This window comes from Flavobacterium sp. SLB02 (assembly GCF_009664855.1).
Classification (GTDB): domain Bacteria; phylum Bacteroidota; class Bacteroidia; order Flavobacteriales; family Flavobacteriaceae; genus Flavobacterium.
The window spans coordinates 2098765-2114879 of sequence record NZ_CP045928.1; the positions used below are offsets into that span (position 1 = coordinate 2098765).

The 16115-nt window shown below is 33.5% G+C and carries 17 protein-coding genes; 5 read left to right on the forward strand and 12 right to left on the reverse strand.

The window, feature by feature from the left end:
* Positions 1 to 9: 9 nt before the first annotated feature.
* From GIY83_RS08110 to GIY83_RS08135, 6 genes are all read right to left on the reverse strand, one after another.
* A complete protein-coding gene (locus GIY83_RS08110; RefSeq protein WP_194614585.1) occupies positions 10 to 861 on the reverse strand; it encodes a substrate-binding domain-containing protein in 852 nt (283 codons plus the stop codon).
* Positions 862 to 942: 81 nt separating this feature from the next.
* Entirely contained in the window at positions 943 to 1416 is a 474-nt protein-coding gene (locus tag GIY83_RS08115; protein ID WP_194614586.1) for a DUF4265 domain-containing protein, read from the reverse strand.
* The gene (locus GIY83_RS08120; RefSeq protein ID WP_208686242.1) at positions 1416 to 1853 is read right to left on the reverse strand and encodes a DinB family protein; all 438 of its coding nucleotides are present in this window, start codon (positions 1851 to 1853) and stop codon (positions 1416 to 1418) included. The genes GIY83_RS08115 and GIY83_RS08120 overlap by 1 nt, the downstream gene beginning before the upstream one ends.
* A 35-nt stretch (positions 1854 to 1888) precedes the next feature.
* Complete coding sequence (locus GIY83_RS08125; protein ID WP_194614588.1) at positions 1889 to 2758, reverse strand: nucleoside phosphorylase; 870 nt, start codon at positions 2756 to 2758, stop codon at positions 1889 to 1891.
* A gap of 340 nt (positions 2759 to 3098) precedes the next feature.
* Positions 3099 to 3431 carry a translation initiation factor gene (locus GIY83_RS08130; protein ID WP_194614589.1) on the reverse strand — a complete coding sequence of 111 codons (333 nt, stop codon included), beginning with the start codon at positions 3429 to 3431 and terminating at the stop codon, positions 3099 to 3101.
* A 113-nt stretch (positions 3432 to 3544) separates the two neighbouring features.
* Positions 3545 to 4495 carry an isopenicillin N synthase family oxygenase gene (locus GIY83_RS08135; RefSeq protein WP_208686244.1) on the reverse strand — a complete coding sequence of 317 codons (951 nt, stop codon included), beginning with the start codon at positions 4493 to 4495 and terminating at the stop codon, positions 3545 to 3547.
* A gap of 172 nt (positions 4496 to 4667) precedes the next feature.
* Here GIY83_RS08135 and GIY83_RS08140 point away from each other — a divergent pair, with 172 nt between their 5' ends.
* Both GIY83_RS08140 and GIY83_RS08145 read left to right on the forward strand, forming a co-directional pair.
* Positions 4668 to 6644, forward strand: a complete 1977-nt coding sequence (locus GIY83_RS08140) for a thiamine pyrophosphate-dependent enzyme (protein ID WP_194614591.1) — start codon at positions 4668 to 4670, stop codon at positions 6642 to 6644.
* A gap of 68 nt (positions 6645 to 6712) precedes the next feature.
* On the forward strand, positions 6713 to 8455 hold the full coding sequence (locus GIY83_RS08145; protein WP_194614592.1) for a DUF885 domain-containing protein: 1743 nt from the start codon (positions 6713 to 6715) through the stop codon (positions 8453 to 8455).
* Between the two features lie 349 nt (positions 8456 to 8804).
* Here GIY83_RS08145 and GIY83_RS08150 read toward each other — a convergent pair whose 3' ends face one another.
* The 4 genes from GIY83_RS08150 to GIY83_RS08165 all read right to left on the reverse strand — a co-directional run bounded on the left by GIY83_RS08150 (position 8805) and on the right by GIY83_RS08165 (position 11449).
* Entirely contained in the window at positions 8805 to 9776 is a 972-nt protein-coding gene (locus GIY83_RS08150) for a zinc-binding alcohol dehydrogenase family protein (RefSeq protein WP_208686246.1), read from the reverse strand.
* A gap of 165 nt (positions 9777 to 9941) precedes the next feature.
* Positions 9942 to 10517, reverse strand: coding sequence for a Crp/Fnr family transcriptional regulator (locus GIY83_RS08155; protein ID WP_194614594.1), 576 nt, complete (start codon positions 10515 to 10517; stop codon positions 9942 to 9944).
* Between the two features lie 11 nt (positions 10518 to 10528).
* Positions 10529 to 10939 (reverse strand): hypothetical protein, encoded by a 411-nt coding sequence (locus GIY83_RS08160; protein WP_208686248.1) that lies wholly within the window; start codon positions 10937 to 10939, stop codon positions 10529 to 10531.
* 105 nt (positions 10940 to 11044) lie between these two features.
* Positions 11045 to 11449, reverse strand: a complete 405-nt coding sequence (locus GIY83_RS08165) for a glyoxalase (protein ID WP_194614596.1) — start codon at positions 11447 to 11449, stop codon at positions 11045 to 11047.
* A 174-nt stretch (positions 11450 to 11623) separates the two neighbouring features.
* Between GIY83_RS08165 and GIY83_RS08170 the strand changes: the two genes are divergently transcribed.
* The gene (locus GIY83_RS08170) at positions 11624 to 12055 is read left to right on the forward strand and encodes a hypothetical protein (protein WP_194614597.1); all 432 of its coding nucleotides are present in this window, start codon (positions 11624 to 11626) and stop codon (positions 12053 to 12055) included.
* A gap of 70 nt (positions 12056 to 12125) precedes the next feature.
* Here the strand turns inward: GIY83_RS08170 and GIY83_RS08175 are convergent, their stop codons facing one another.
* Complete coding sequence (locus tag GIY83_RS08175; RefSeq protein WP_194614598.1) at positions 12126 to 13382, reverse strand: mechanosensitive ion channel family protein; 1257 nt, start codon at positions 13380 to 13382, stop codon at positions 12126 to 12128.
* Positions 13375 to 13662, reverse strand: a complete 288-nt coding sequence (locus GIY83_RS08180) for a DUF3817 domain-containing protein (RefSeq protein WP_194614599.1) — start codon at positions 13660 to 13662, stop codon at positions 13375 to 13377. The genes GIY83_RS08175 and GIY83_RS08180 overlap by 8 nt, the downstream gene beginning before the upstream one ends.
* 103 nt (positions 13663 to 13765) lie before the next feature.
* On the opposite strand from GIY83_RS08180, the gene GIY83_RS08185 reads away from it, so the two are divergent.
* The gene (locus GIY83_RS08185) at positions 13766 to 14299 is read left to right on the forward strand and encodes a DUF6155 family protein (protein ID WP_208686250.1); all 534 of its coding nucleotides are present in this window, start codon (positions 13766 to 13768) and stop codon (positions 14297 to 14299) included.
* A 108-nt stretch (positions 14300 to 14407) separates the two neighbouring features.
* Positions 14408 to 15952, forward strand: coding sequence for a DEAD/DEAH box helicase (locus GIY83_RS08190; protein ID WP_194614601.1), 1545 nt, complete (start codon positions 14408 to 14410; stop codon positions 15950 to 15952).
* The last annotated feature ends 163 nt before the right edge of the window (positions 15953 to 16115 follow it).

Below are 16115 nucleotides of genomic sequence, written 5' to 3' on the forward strand. Positions count from 1 at the left end.
AGCAAGTATTTAAAGCGCTTTTACCGTTTCAACAAAAGTACTTTTTTTATCAATAATTCCCAGATCAAATAACTGATTTTGAATTTTTATGAATGATTTTTCACTTAAATTCTTCTGAGACCATTGAGTCAGTTTCAGCCATTCCTGAATATCTTCAATTTTTTGATTGAAAAGCTCTGATAATGTTTTGTCTATATTTGGAATCTGAGTAAAATCGTGGGTTGTTTTGTTTATTATTTCTAATATTTTCTCGACAATTTTTGGGTTCTTTTTTAAGAATTCATCACGAACGGTAATCACAAATGATGGCCATGGAGTAGGGCAGTCGCCAACCCTTCTGAAAATTCCCTGATCCACAAGTGGTTTGGTCATAAAACGCTCCCACATAAAGTAATCTGCAGTTCCTTTTGTCAGGGCATCAACAGCTCCGTCGATGGTATTGATAATTTCAAATTGTAGGTTATCCGTTTTCCAGCCATTGTCATGTGCATTCACATACGCCATTAACTGAGATCCTGAACCTATTCTTGAAATCGCTACTTTTTTATCCTTAAGATCTTTTACAGTATGAAAATCTGATTTTGCAGCAACATGAATTCCCCAGATCAAAGGCGATTGTACATACACCTGCACAATTTTACTTGGATTTCCGGCAACAATATCTTTTACAATTCCTTCGGTTAAGATTACGGCAATATCCGCTTCGCCATCACGAAGCATCTGACACATTTTACCGGTTCCTTCAGGAATGTTTTTCCATTGTAAATCTATGTTTTCTGCTTCAAATTCGCCATTTTCGATGCATAAATGCCATGGCAAATTGAAGTGTTCCGGGACACCTACAATTTTTACAGTTTTCATTTTAGTTTAAGTTTAAGTTTGGTAAGCGTATTCTAAGTTTAGTTTTTTTCTAATTATCTAATTATCATATTGAAATATTATCTAATTTTTCAACAAATCTGTTCTGTGTTTTTCAGAAAGGCAAGGTTCTGCAAATTCTATTATCGAATTTGACTCATATTCATCTAATAAGCTTTTTACAATCGAATAGTCAACATTTTTGACAATTTCAACTGCAAAAAAAGTATCATTCAAACCTTCTGATATACAATTGATTGCTTTTAATTTTCCTCTGATTATTTCCTTGTCAAATCCTTCTTCTAAGATTAAAACCTGAACGATCGAATTACCGGAATTTTCTATTGTTTCCCTGTGTATCAGCGTTTTTTCATCTTCATCATATTCTGCACGAAAAATATCGTCAGTTGCAATCAAAGGCCCAAAAAATGGGATGTTATCTAATTTAAAATATCCCTTCTCCAGATCTTTAATTTCTGCCCACATGGTCTCTGAAACAATTTCTTCCAGATAAGTACTATAATATTTAAACAATATCTTTTTATGCGTTTCTGCCATTATCTAATTTGGTTTATGTGGTGTTCTAAATGAGTTACGTAATCAGTCATCAGAAATTTTAAATCAATAATCGATCCATCACTCAAAACAATTTTATAATCTAAAGCCTCATTATCAACAGATTTCATAATTCTGATAATCTGTTTGTTGATCACAAACCACAATTGTGTCAATTCATCAATATCCATTGTTTGATATTGATTTAAATTTACTAAATCTATTTGGTTATATGGCCTGTGCTGATAAGGTTTTTCTACATAATTTATTTCTGTAAAACGCACCAGATTATGAATAGCTGAATCTGTCAAATGGCCTAAAATTTCTTTTTTAGACCATTTTCCAGATATTTTAGCTTCTAAAATCTCACTGCTTATCGTTGGAAAATAATTGACATTCTCATTCAATAATCTTTCAAATTTAAGAATAGCGTCTTCCATAAATTATCTCATTTTCTAATTGACTAATTCGCTAATTACTGCTGAGCCAGTTTATTCAACGTATATGTAATCAATTCATCAACTGCTTTGTACGGATCTTCACTAAAAGTTCCCGTTGCACGGTTGGCAATAATAGCATTCAATGACAATGCATTATGTCCTAAAAGCGCAGAAAGTCCATATATCGCAGCCGTTTCCATCTCTAAATTAGTGATTCTTTCGTCATTAAAACTAAAATTATCCATTTTACTGTTTAATTCTTCGTCCTGAATATTCAAACGCAATACACGCCCTTGCGGCCCGTAAAAACCACCAGCAGTTGCAGTAATACCTTTAAATATTTTATCTGATTCAATTATTTTTTCTAATTTTTCAGAACATGCAATTGCATAAGGTCTTCCTTTTTTAATATCCCAAGTAGTGTGATGTATAAAAGCATCCTCAATAGCAGCATTAGCAACTTCATCGATCAGGTAGGAGCGAAGCATATTGTCCAGTCCCAATCCGAATTTTGACATTACAAAACTATCGACAGGAATATCAGCCTGTAAAGAACCTGAAGTTCCAATTCTTATAATATTCAAAGAAGTAAGCTCTTCTTTTGGCTGACGTGTTTTTAAATCGATGTTTACCAAAGCATCTAATTCGTTTACCACAATATCAATATTGTCAGGACCAATTCCGGTTGACATTACAGATATCCTTTTGCCTTTATAAATTCCCGTCTGGGTTTTAAATTCTCTTTTTTGCGTCGAAAATTCAATCGAATCAAAAAACTGAGTAATTTTCTCCACTCTGTTTTGGTCTCCAACAAAAATTATATCGTTTGCTATATGCTCCGGAAGTAAGTTTAAGTGATAAACGCTTCCGTCTGGATTAAGTATTAATTCTGAATTTTGTATCATATTTTTTCTTTAAGGTTCAAAGTGACAAAGGTTCAAAGGTTCTGAGGTTCTGAGGTTTTCTTTTGGGGATGTTTTTTTGCCCACGGTTTTAACGGATTGAACAGATTGTCACAGATTTTTTTTCTTTAAGGTTCAAAGTTGCAAAGCGGCAAAGGTTCTAAGGTTTTACATATCTGAAATTATAATTTAAAAAAATCAAATCTCAACAACCTAAAATTGAAAAGACAAAGCTTTGCATTCTTAGCCTTTTTGCAAAAAAAACTTCATTTATAATTCTTTGCGTGCTTTCCGGTTATTTTTTTTATTCAATCTAAAATCTAAAATCAATAATCTAAAATTATCACCCCCCAACTCTTTTTGTTTTAAATCCCTTTGCTTTCAGGATTTCCATTATTTTATCACGATAATCGCCCTGAATAATAATCGAAGCATCTTTAAAAGTTCCGCCAACACTTAATTTTGTTTTAATTTCTTTGGCCAGAATTTTAAAATCTTCGTCAGATCCTTGGTAACCTTCAATAATGGTGGTGGCTTTTCCTTTTCGCTTTTCGAATTTACAAATCATAGGCTCTTTTTGAATATAAAGCACATGATCCTGCTCCTGAACTTCTTCAGGTTCGTTTGATTCTACGTGATCCGGGAATAAGTTTTTTAATTGATCTTGTAAGTCCATAAATTTTTTATGCTAAAAAATAAATTTAAATAGTTTTAGTTTGTAAAAATTAAATTCCAAATCCCAATCATAATGTTGGAATTTGGAATTTTAATATTGGAATTTATTTAAGTTTATTTTTTAATCAATCCCAAATCTACTAAACGTTCGTACAAATAGTCTCCCGCAGTAATATCTTCGAATTTTTTAGGATTTTCAACATCGATACAGTTCTCTAAACAATCCAGACGCATATCGCTAACAGGATGCATAAAAAACGGAATAGAATAACGTGAAGTTCCCCATAATTCTCTTGGTGGATTTACCACCTGATGAATGGTAGATTTTAGTTTGTTATTCGTATGTCTTGACAACATATCTCCCACATTAATAACCAATTGATCGTCTTCAGCGATAGCATCAATCCATTCGCCATCGTGATTCTGAACCTGTAATCCTTTACCCTGAGCACCCATCAAAAGGGTAATCAGATTAATATCTCCGTGAGCAGCGGCGCGAATAGCGTTTTCCGGCTCAGAAGTAATTGGTGGGTAATGAATTGGTCTTAAAATAGAGTTTCCTTCTTTTGCATATTGGTCAAAATAAAACTCATCTAGACCTAAATGTAAAGCCAAAGCTCTTAATACGTAAACACCTGTTTTTTCAAGCATTTGATACGCTTCTTTACCTACAACATTAAAACGAGGTAGTTCTTTTACTTCAACATTATCAGGATACTCTGAAGCATACTTAGAAGATGCATCAACATACTGACCAAAATGCCAGAATTCTTTCAAATCTCCCTCTTTACGTCCTTTAGCATGTTCTTTTCCAAAAGATACATAACCTCTTTGCCCGCCAATTCCGGGAATCTCATAATTATGCTTAGTTTCTACTGGCAAAGCGAAAAATTTTCTAATTTCGCCATAAAGCTCGTCTACTAACTGATCATCTAAAAAGTGACCTTTTAGGGCTACAAAGCCAATGTTTTCAAATGCACTGCCGATTTCATTTACAAATTTTTGTTTACGTTTCGGGTCGTCCGAAAGGAAATCACGTAAGTCTACACTAGGAATGTTTTGCATACTTTACATTTTTATTTAATAGGATAAAAGGCGTTGTAAACCTTCTAGTCACAAAGGTAGAGAATATTTTAGATTTGAATTTTAAAAGTTATATTAAAATTAAAAAATTATAACAAAAATCAATAAAATTGTTATATTTTTCTATATTTGAAACACTAAAACCAAGAACCAAATGATCTTTTACAGACAAAACCTTACTGATGCTCAATTATTAGATTTATATAAAAAAATTCTTAAACCTCGTTTGATCGAAGAAAAGATGCTCATCCTGATTCGGCAGGGAAAAGTTTCTAAATGGTTCTCCGGAATAGGGCAGGAGGCAATTGCAGTAGGGGTTACCGCTGTTTTAGATGAGTCTGAATATGTATTGCCAATGCACCGAAATCTGGGCGTTTTTACCACCAGAAATATTCCGTTACACCGATTATTCTCGCAATGGCAAGGAAAAGCAAATGGTTTTACAAAAGGCAGGGATCGAAGCTTTCACTTTGGTACTCAGGAATATAAAATTATAGGGATGATTTCGCATCTTGGCCCGCAATTAGGGATCGCAGACGGAATCGCTTTAGCCGATAAACTTCAGAACAATAAAAAAGTTACCGCTGTTTTTACAGGAGAAGGCGCTACAAGCGAAGGGGATTTTCATGAAGCTTTAAATATTGCTGCTGTCTGGAAATTGCCTGTAATGTTTATCATCGAAAATAATGGTTACGGCCTTTCGACCCCTACAAACGAACAATATGCCTGCGAAAATTTAGCAGATAAAGGAATTGGTTACGGTATTGACAGTTATATTATTGATGGAAACAATATTCTGGAAGTTTATAATAAATTATCCCAGCTAAAAGAACAGATGCAGGAAAATCCGCATCCGGTTTTATTAGAATTTAAAACCTTTAGAATGCGCGGTCACGAAGAGGCGAGTGGCACAAAATACGTTCCGCAGGAATTAATGGACGAATGGGCTGCCAAAGATCCAGTAAGCAATTACAGAGATTATTTAACAGGAATTGGTGTTCTAACCACCGAATTTGACGAGCAGTTACATGCTGAAATCAAACAGGAAATCGACGAAAATTTAGCCATTGCAAATGCCGAACCTGAAATTATACCAACTTATAGTGGAGAATTAGATGATGTTTACAAACCATATCAATATGATGAAGTTAATCCATCCGAAGAAATAAAAAATGTTCGTTTTATAGATGCTATCAGGAACAGTTTAGAGCAATCGATGTTGCGCCATAATAATCTTGTAATTATGGGGCAGGATATTGCTGAATACGGAGGCGCATTTAAAATTACAGATGGTTTTGTAGAGTTATTTGGAAAAGGCCGTGTACGCAATACTCCAATTTGCGAAAGTGCCGTTGTTTCTGCCGGAATGGGATTATCCGTTAATGGTTATAAAGCAATTGTCGAAATGCAATTTGCCGATTTTGTTTCTACAGGATTTAATCCAATTGTAAATTTACTCGCAAAATCACATTATCGCTGGGGCGAAAAAGCTGATGTTGTCGTGCGTATGCCTTGCGGCGGCGGAACTCAGGCCGGGCCATTTCACTCACAAACTAACGAAGCCTGGTTTACCAAAACTCCAGGCTTAAAAGTCGTTTATCCGGCTTTTCCTTATGATGCAAAAGGCTTGTTGAATACTTCGATAAATGACCCGAATCCCGTTTTATTTTTCGAACATAAACAATTATATCGCAGCGTTTATCAGGATGTTCCGGTTGATTATTATACGATTCCGTTAGGAAAAGCGGCTTTATTGAAAGAAGGAAATAAAGTTACCATTATTGCTTTTGGTGCTGCTGTACATTGGGCATTAGAAACATTGACCAATAATCCTGAAATCGAAGCTGATTTAATCGATTTAAGAACTTTACAGCCTTTGGATATCGATACTATTTTTGCTTCGGTTAAAAAGACAGGAAAAGTAATTATTTATCAGGAAGACACTTTATTTGGTGGAATTGCAAGTGATATTTCGGCCTTAATTATGGAGGAATGCTTTGAATCTCTGGATGCTCCGGTAAAAAGAGTAGCAAGTTTAGACTCTCCAATTCCATTTACAAAAGCACTAGAAGATCAGTTTTTACCTAAAAATCGTTTCGAGGAAGTTTTATCAGATTTATTGAAATATTAATTACAAATAGCAAATAGTTTTGCAGAAAGAACATTTTTTTTATCTTTAAACCATTAAAAAATTAACTTATGAAAAAACTATTTGTTTCAATTTTTGCGATTTCGCTTCTTTTTTCCTGTAATAAGAGTGGTAAGTCTAACGAAGATAAAGCTTTAGATGGGAAATTTGACAAGTACAAAGATGGTTTTGTAACCTCTTTATGGAAAATTAATCCGGGTTGGGCTTCTGGTGTTGGATATCATAAATACGACAGTATTTTATCTATTCCGGATGCTAACGAAGAAAAAATACAGCTTGATTTTGTCAACGCACAATTAGATTCTTTAAAACAATACAATATTGAAAATTTGTCTGACAATAACAAGACCGATTTTCAAATGATTAAAAATCAGCTTGAAGCTACTATTTTTAGTATAAAAGAATTAAAATCATCTGAGTGGAATCCTTCTGAATACAATGTATGCGGATCATTTGCTGAGATTTTAAACGGAAAATATGATTCATTAGAAGTTCGTTTGCGTGCTTTCAATGCTAAAATGAACAATGTTCCGGCTTATTATGAAGCTGCAAAAAAGAACATCAAAAATCCAACTGTTGAGCATACTGAGCTTGCAATAGCTCAAAATTTAGGTGGTTCATCTGTTTTTGATACGGATTTAGCTACTGCTTTAAAACAAAGTAAATTAAGCGAAGCTGAGAAAGAAGAAATGCTTGACAAAGCAAAAACAGCTAAAAAAGCAATTACAGATTACGCTGACTGGCTAAAAAACTTACCGAACAAAACGCCACGTTCTTTTAGATTAGGATCTGCATTATATGCTAAAAAATTCAATTTTGATATCCAGTCAAGCTATACTGCTGATGAGATTTTTAAAGTAGCAAACGACCACAAAAAAGACTTACACGATAAAATGTTTATTTTGGCTGATAAACTTTGGACGAAATACAAAGGAACCGAAGCAAAACCAACAAATAAACTGGAGTTAATCAAACAAGTTATTGATAAAATTTCTTTACAGCACACAACTCCGGAGAAATTTCAATCTGAAATTGAGAAACAAATTCCGGAATTAACAGCGTATGTAAAAGCAAAAGATTTATTATACATCGATCCGTCGAAACCACTTGTAGTGCGTAAAGAACCAGCTTATATGGCAGGGGTTGCAGGAGCATCTATCTCCGCACCCGGACCTTATGATAAAAATGCCAATACCTACTATAACGTAGGAAGTATGACAGGATGGACTGCTGAGAATGCTGAAAGTTATTTAAGAGAATACAACGATTATATCCTTCAGATTCTGAATATTCACGAAGCAGTTCCTGGACATTACACACAATTAGTTTACAGCAATCAATCGCCAAGTATTATTAAATCGATCTTAGGAAATGGTGCTATGGTTGAAGGATGGGCTGTTTATGCTGAGAAAATGATGTTAGAAAGCGGTTATAAAAATTCTGACGAAATGTGGTTGATGTACTACAAATGGAATTTAAGAGCTACTTGCAACACAATTCTTGACATTAGCGTTCACACTAAAAACATGTCAAAAGAAGCTGCAATCGATCTATTGACCAAAGAAGCTTTCCAGCAACAAGCAGAAGCTGATGGAAAATGGAGACGTGTAACTTTATCTCAAGTACAATTATGTTCTTATTTTACAGGATATACTGAAATTTATAACCTTAGAGAAGAACTTAAAAAGAAAGAAGGAGATAAATTCAACCTGAAAAAATTCCATGAGAAATTCCTAAGTTTTGGAAGCGCTCCGGTAAAATATATCAAAGAATTGATGTTGTCTAAAGAGTAAATTTTTACAGCTATTTTAATAGAAAAGGTTTGATGAGAGTAATTCTTATCAAATCTTTTTTTTTACAAATTGTTACCTATAACCCGAGTTTTATTTTTATCCCGTAGGGATTTCATATTGGTAGCAATCAATTAATGTTGTAAGCATTTGTCCCGTTAGGGACAAAATAAATCCGAAACGTGTAGTCCCTAACAGGACAAAAGAATGTTTTTTTTCACCTCTCTACCAACATGAAATCCCTACGGGATAAATTATTTCAAACCTTTAAAATCAGGAAAATAATCCGTTTCTATCCGCGTTTTGCTTTAGTAATCCGTTTCATCCGCGATCAATTCAGCAACTTTAACCTTTAAACCATAACCACCAATCGTTTACCATCCGGAACATCATTATTCCAGGCTTTTTCGATATCTGCTAAATTTACCGTTTCAATATTTACCTGTAAATTGTTTTGAGCGGCTAAAAGAAACATTTCAGGAAGTATTTCGGAAAATAATAATTTTACTTCTTCTTTAGTCCAGCTTCCTAATCCCGAACCTGACAATTGAAGATCTACACTTCGTAAAATTGAAGCAGATAACTGTATGGTATCACCAGACATCGCACCAATAGAAATATAACGTACTCTATGCGTAAAGTTTCCTTTTCCTTTTAAAAAAGAAAGAATTAATTCTGCTGAATATCCCCACAAATAATCCAGAATAATATCAATAGGTGTATTTTCCTGAATTGCTTTAAGTTGCGCAACGATAGCTTCATCATCTTGTTTTAGAGAGATAATTTCGTCGGCGCCAATTGCTAAAAGACTTTGAAGTGTTTTTTCGTTTCTTCCGGTTACAATTATCTTTTTTGCACCATAATGTTTCGCAATCTGAATCGCCATTTGACCTGTAAAACCAGTCGCTCCGTTGATCAAAACCGTTTCTCCGGGTTGTATTTGCGCTCTAAATCTCAACGCCATGGCTGAACCTGCCACAGCATTGGGCATTGATGCGGCTTTAGCATCACTTATTCCTTCAGGCAACGGAATCATTCTGTTTTTTTCCACGAGGGCTTTTTCGGCAATGGTTCCGTTAATGCCACGGGCATAAACTCGTGTCCCGTTGTCTAAAATACCGACCGCGTCACTGCCAATTACTGTTCCGTTTTGATTTTCATTTTCTGATGAATAATGGTTTCCGCTTACGATTCCTTTATCAAGATTGGTAATCGCAACGGCTTTAACCGAAATTAAAACTTCATTTTCGTTTTGTACAATTGGTTCTGCAAATTCTGCATATTTTGGCAATTCGCCTTTTTCATAAATCACTGCTGCTTTCATAATTATTAAATTTTATGAAGCAAAATTACAGAGTGGGTTAGGGGCAGACGATAACATTTGTTATCAAATATTTTTTTAAACCATATAAGTCATATAAGTTAATTTAAGTTTAGCTTATAATTTCTTATGTAACTTATATGGTGAAGATATTATGGTGTAATAAAATTATTTCTTACGAACCAGTTTACTTTTGATTCGGCTTAAATGAACTGTAGTTACGCCAAGATAAGAAGCAATATAATGCTGCGGAACACGCTGAATAATTTGAGGTCTCTCTTCAATTAAATTAAGATAACGCTGAGTAGGAGAGTCCTTTATAAAAGAAACAAAATACTTCATATAATCGAAAGTGCGATTAAAAAGCATATCGATTAAATGATCTCTTAATTCCGGAATTTCTTTAATCTCTTCCAGGATTTTATCCAGATCTTTTTTATGAATCCACCAAATAACTGAAGGTTCTATAGTTTCAACAACCACCGGACTTGGCATTTTTTTTATGAAACTTTCGATAGAAGCAACGCTCTTATTTTCGAAAAAGAACTGAGTCGTTAAATCTTTTCCGTTATTATTGAACCAAACTCTAATGCAGCCTTTTTCAATTAAAAAAAGCTTTTTTGAAATTTCACCTTCTTCTAAAAGAGTTGTTTTTGAGGCCACTTCAATACGATTGAAATAACTGGTGTATTCCAGCCATTTTTCATCAGTTAAAGGGAATTTATTTCGGAATTGGCTAAACATAAAAGCTTAAATTATTTCTGTTTTTCGATCAATTTTGCAATTCCAAAACTATTGGTCATCAATAAATAACCAATTATTACTTTACAAAAAGAAAAAATAATCCAGCCAGATTTTGGATAATCTTTGAAAAGAACTTTCTGCTGAAAAAAGGTAAAAAAATCCTTCAATAAAATTGGAATATTATCAATAAATAGTAAACCTCCAATCACAATTATAGCAATAGAAATTATTTTAGTCGAGTCAAAATTTAGCTCAATATTTTCTGTTTCAAAACCTTTATCAAGTTTTAATTTATCAATAATCCAGGATGTTTTATATATACAGACCCAAATTAATAAACAATAAATAACTAATAGAATTAAATTTATAGCACTAACAGAAAGCACATCTATTATTTCTGCACTTTTAAAAGCGTAAAACATAAAGGAAATAGACTGCGGAAGAACGACTAAAGCTCCAGAAATTAAAAATAACCCTAAAATCTTAATCAGGATAATCCATAAGGTTCTTATTGACATTATTTATATTTAATTATTAGTTTCCAACTCAAACAACTGCACCTGGCTTTTTAAACGATCAATCAATAAATTCATCATTCGTTTGTTTAGACTCGAAGAGTTCTGAATATAAGTATCGTATTCTTCAATAGTAAAAAGCGCCATGACAATTCCTTTTAGTGAATTTCGAAACTTAATATCTTTTTGAATGGAATTTTCGATTGTCTGCAATTTCTTTTCAACCGTATACGAGTAAAAATCAGCTTTGTTTTTATTGACATAGTTAGTAAAAACCGCAACAAACAAATCATTTTGAAGTTTTAAAATAGGTCTAATCGTCTGATTTTGAAACAACTCATCCGGTGAAGATTGAGCACTTACAGTTCCTAAAGTCTCTCCTCTGAATTCTCTTAAAAAAGCATCTCTATCTTCCATGTTTTTTCTTTAAATTTAGAAAAAATTCTAATGCAAAAATTAGTTTTACCATATGAATTATAAATAAAATTTCACCATATAAGTGATATAAGATATTATAAGTTGCTCTAAAATTAAGCGTACAGCTTTAAATGAACTTAGATGACTTATATGATTTGAAAAAGCTTTCAACCTATGAATATAAAATCTTTATTGTTTTTAATTTTAATCGTAATCTTAATCGTGTCCTGTGATTCTAAAGACAAAAAAAGCGATTACAAGCATATGGTCTATCATGCCGTAAGTGATAAAGACACCGCAGTTTTATCTATAAATATTAATGACAAACGATTTTTTGGACATTACGAAAGATCGTATTACCAGCAAGGCAAAGATTCCGGAGATGTAAGGGGAGATATAAAAGGAGATACTTTAAGAGGCGATTTTCATTTTATATCCAACGGAGGAAGCTGGAAAAGGATTCCATTAGCTTTGCTAAAAAAAGACAATAAATTGTATTTAGGAAGCGGCATTATTACAACTTACTTCAATCTACCGTGCTTCATGCCCGGAACACCAATAGAATACCACAATTCGAAGTTTGTTTTTGAAGAAATTAAAAAATAGTTTTCAGTCTCGGTCTCGGTTTTCAGTTTAACTGAGACTGAAAACTGAGACTGAAAACTGAGACTGAAAACTAACTTAAAGGCCCAATCGTCGATGGTAATTCAAAAATTTCAAGATCAAAATAAACAACCGAAGCCATAACATGATCAAAAATATCCGCCATAATATATTCGTAATTCGCCCAGCGTTTATCGCTCGAAAAAGCATAAATCTCTAACGGAACCCCATGCGCAGTCGATTGTAGCTGACGGCACATAATATGCATATCTTTATTCAGTCCCGGGTGTGTTATCAAATATTGCATGATATATTTACGGAACAAGCCCAAATTCGTCATATTTCGGCCATTTAGCGAAAGTGATTTATCAACACCGCGCAAATCGTTGTATTTCTCGATTTCGGCTTGTCTCGTTTCGATATAAGAACTGATAAGCTGCACGCGCTTCATATGATTAAGATCATCATTATTCAGGAAACGAATACTGCTGCTTTTTATGAGAATGTGTCTTTTTATACGTCTTCCGTCAGATTTTTGCATACCTCGCCAGTTCTGGAAAGAGTCAGAACTCAAGGCATATGTCGGAATCGTGGTAATCGTATTGTCAAAATTTCGAACCTTTACTGTAGTTAGGTTTATTTCGATCACATCACCATCAGCACCAAATTTATCCATTGTAATCCAGTCGCCAATACGCACCATATCGTTTATAGCAACCTGAACGCTCGAAACAAATCCTAAAATAGTATCCCTGAAAATCAAGATAATAATAGCCGAAAGTGTTCCCAGAATCGTTAAAAGTTCTCCTTTTTTGATGCCGAAAAGCGTCGAAATAATCATCGCCACTCCAAAAATCCAAAGCACAATCATAATAACCTGAACAAAGCTATCGATAGGTTTGTCGCTGTATTCAGGTTTTTGTTTTAGATAATCACGTAAAGCATTAAAAATTGTTCTGATGATCCATAAACTAATCAAAACAATATAGATACCCACTATTTTTCCAAACAACGATTCCCAATATTCGTATTTATCCAGAATAATAGGAACAGCTTTATATATAAAGAAAAACGGAATTAAGTAGGCCGTATATTTTGTGGTTTTGTTATGAATGAGATAATCATCAAATTTTGTTTTGGTTTTTTGGGCAAAAATGGCCGTTAAGGTCACCAAAACGAATTTTGCTACATAATAAATGGCAAAAGCTAAAGCTACCATGATAGCAATATTAAGGACAAGGCTAATATAAGATGCAAAATTGCGGCTCATTCCCCAATCCCTAAAAAGCGGATATAAAAAATTAAATATTTTATCCAAAAGCTTATGCATTACTTTCTAAGTATTTCTTCTCGATATAAAAAGTTCCAAACGGAACAAGAGAAGCAATAAGGATAATTCCGAAAGTTTTAAGGTCCCAGTTCTGAGATTTTCTCAATAAAACTGCCAGTATAATATACCCTATAAATAATACCCCGTGAGTCATTCCTAACGGACGTAATAATGTATGATATAGTTCGGGATTATTGTTTTTGATAACAAGCATATTAGCAAATAAAACTAAATAAGAGATTCCTTCTAAAATTGCGGTAACTTTGAAAATCTTGAGCATGTATATATTTTTTAAGTTTATGCAAGCAAAATTAAGTATTATCGTTGGTTTTTGCGGTATGAATCAGGAAAGTAATTTACTTTTGTAACCTTAAAGTTTGATAATGAGTAAACGTGATTTAAAAAAATATCTGGCCGAATTAAACAAAGAGCAACTCGAAGAACAAATTATCGAGCTGTACGAAAAATTTGCTCCGGTAAAAGTCTATTATGATTTTGTTTTTAATCCTAAAGAGGATAAACTTTTGCAGGAATCAAAAGTCAAAATATCGCATGAATATTTCCCTATAAAGAAACCCAATGCAAAGTGGCGCCCAAAAGCCAAGATGCGTCGTTCTGTTGCTCAAAAAATCATTAAACATTTTATAATGATAGGAGTTGATCCTTTTGTCATTGCCGATATTATGCTCTATAACATCGAAATAGCACAAACCTATTCGTCAAACAATTTTATTAAGCAGGAATTATTTTACAAAAGCATTTTGAATTCATTTGATCAGGCAGTAAATTTTGTAATTTCCAACGGAATTTTACATGATTTTAAAGATAGAATTCTGACAATCGAACAAGAAACTATTCAACAAAAATGGAAAAACAAGTATGATTTTGAGGCAATTTTAGAAAAAATCGACTTATAAAGGCTTTTCTCATAAAAAATCTTATTTAAAAAAATCATTTATTTTACGTTAAAATAAGATGAATAACTGTTTTTTCGGTGTATTTTTGCAAAAATCCAAAAATAAACAATGTCTCAAAACACTTTAGAAATAGAAAGAGAAGAGAAAAAAGAACTTTATGCATACCAAAAAGGCGATATCGATGCCATTTTTGAACGTTTAGACAATGCTCCTTCGAAACATCATTTATTATATCAATTGCCTACTGGTGGTGGAAAAACAGTGATTTTTTCCGAAATCGTACGTCGTTATTTAGCAAATAATGATAAAAAAGTGGTGGTTTTAACGCATCGTATCGAACTTTGTAAACAAACCTCGAAAATGCTTAAAGGGTTTGGTGTTTCTAACAAAATCATTAACAGTAAGGTAAAAGAATTACCGGACCAAAACGATTTTTCTTGTTTTGTGGCCATGGTTGAGACTTTAAAAAACCGTATCAATGACGAGAAATTGCACCTTGATAACATTGGTTTGGTTATTATCGATGAGGCACATTACAATTCATTCAGAAAATTATTAAACTCATTCAAAAATGCCTTTATCCTTGGGGTAACAGCAACACCGTTGAGTTCGAATATAAAATTACCTATGCACCAGAGTTATGATGAACTTATTGTGGGAGACACCATTAGTTCATTGATCGACAAAGGTTTCCTTGCTCGTGCAACAACCTATAGTTATGATGTGGGATTAACATCATTAAAAGTAGGTATCAACGGAGATTACACCGTAAAATCATCAGATGATCTATATACGAATACCATCATGCAGGAAAAATTGCTGCACGCGTATACAGAACGTTCGTTAGGCAAAAAAACACTGATTTTCAACAACGGTATTCATACCTCATTATATGTATATGAAACCTTTAGAGAAGCCGGTTACGACATCAGACACCTTGATAATACAAGCAGTTCAGAAGAACGTAAAGATATCCTGGCATGGTTCAAAAAGACTCCGGATGCGATTTTAACATCTGTCGGAATCTTAACCACAGGTTTCGATGAGCCAACTGTAGAAACTATTATCCTGAACAGAGCGACAAAATCGTTAACATTATATTACCAAATGATCGGTCGTGGATCTCGTAAATTACCTGGTAAAGACGAGTTTACAGTGATTGATTTAGGAAACAATGCAGCACGTTTTGGTTTATGGAGCGAGCCGGTAAACTGGCAGCACATTTTTAAATCACCAGAATTTTACCTGGAAAACCTTCGTGATGATACCGAAATCGAATTGTATTTCAAATACAGTATGCCGCCGGAATTACGCGCAAAATTCGCTAAAACTGCCGATGTTACTTTTGATGTTGATGAAGAACACAAACTAATCATTAAACAAAATTTACGTTCTAAAGTAGTATTAGACAAATCATTAGAGCAACATGCTTCAATGTGTGTTGATAATACCGAAACTCTTCAGGAAGCAAAATCATTAGGAAAAGAGCTTGACGATGATATTGACTGTCGTATCAAACGCTATTCTAAATGTTTGAGCCAATGTAGTAAAAACTACCGCGAATGGTTAGTTGACGATTATAAACTAAAACTAGTTTTATTAATTGGTAAAAAGTATCGTGAGAAAATCATGAACGAACCAGACGAGGATTAGAAAAAATTTGTTTCAAGTTTTTTTTTAGTTTAAAGTGGTCAATTGGAATTTGGAATTTGAAAAAATTGAAATTTAAATAATTAGGAGCTATTTCCTGCTGTCCACTATATCTTTTGCGCCGAACACCGGCACAAAAGGATGCCGCTACCATCAGGGCTAGAGA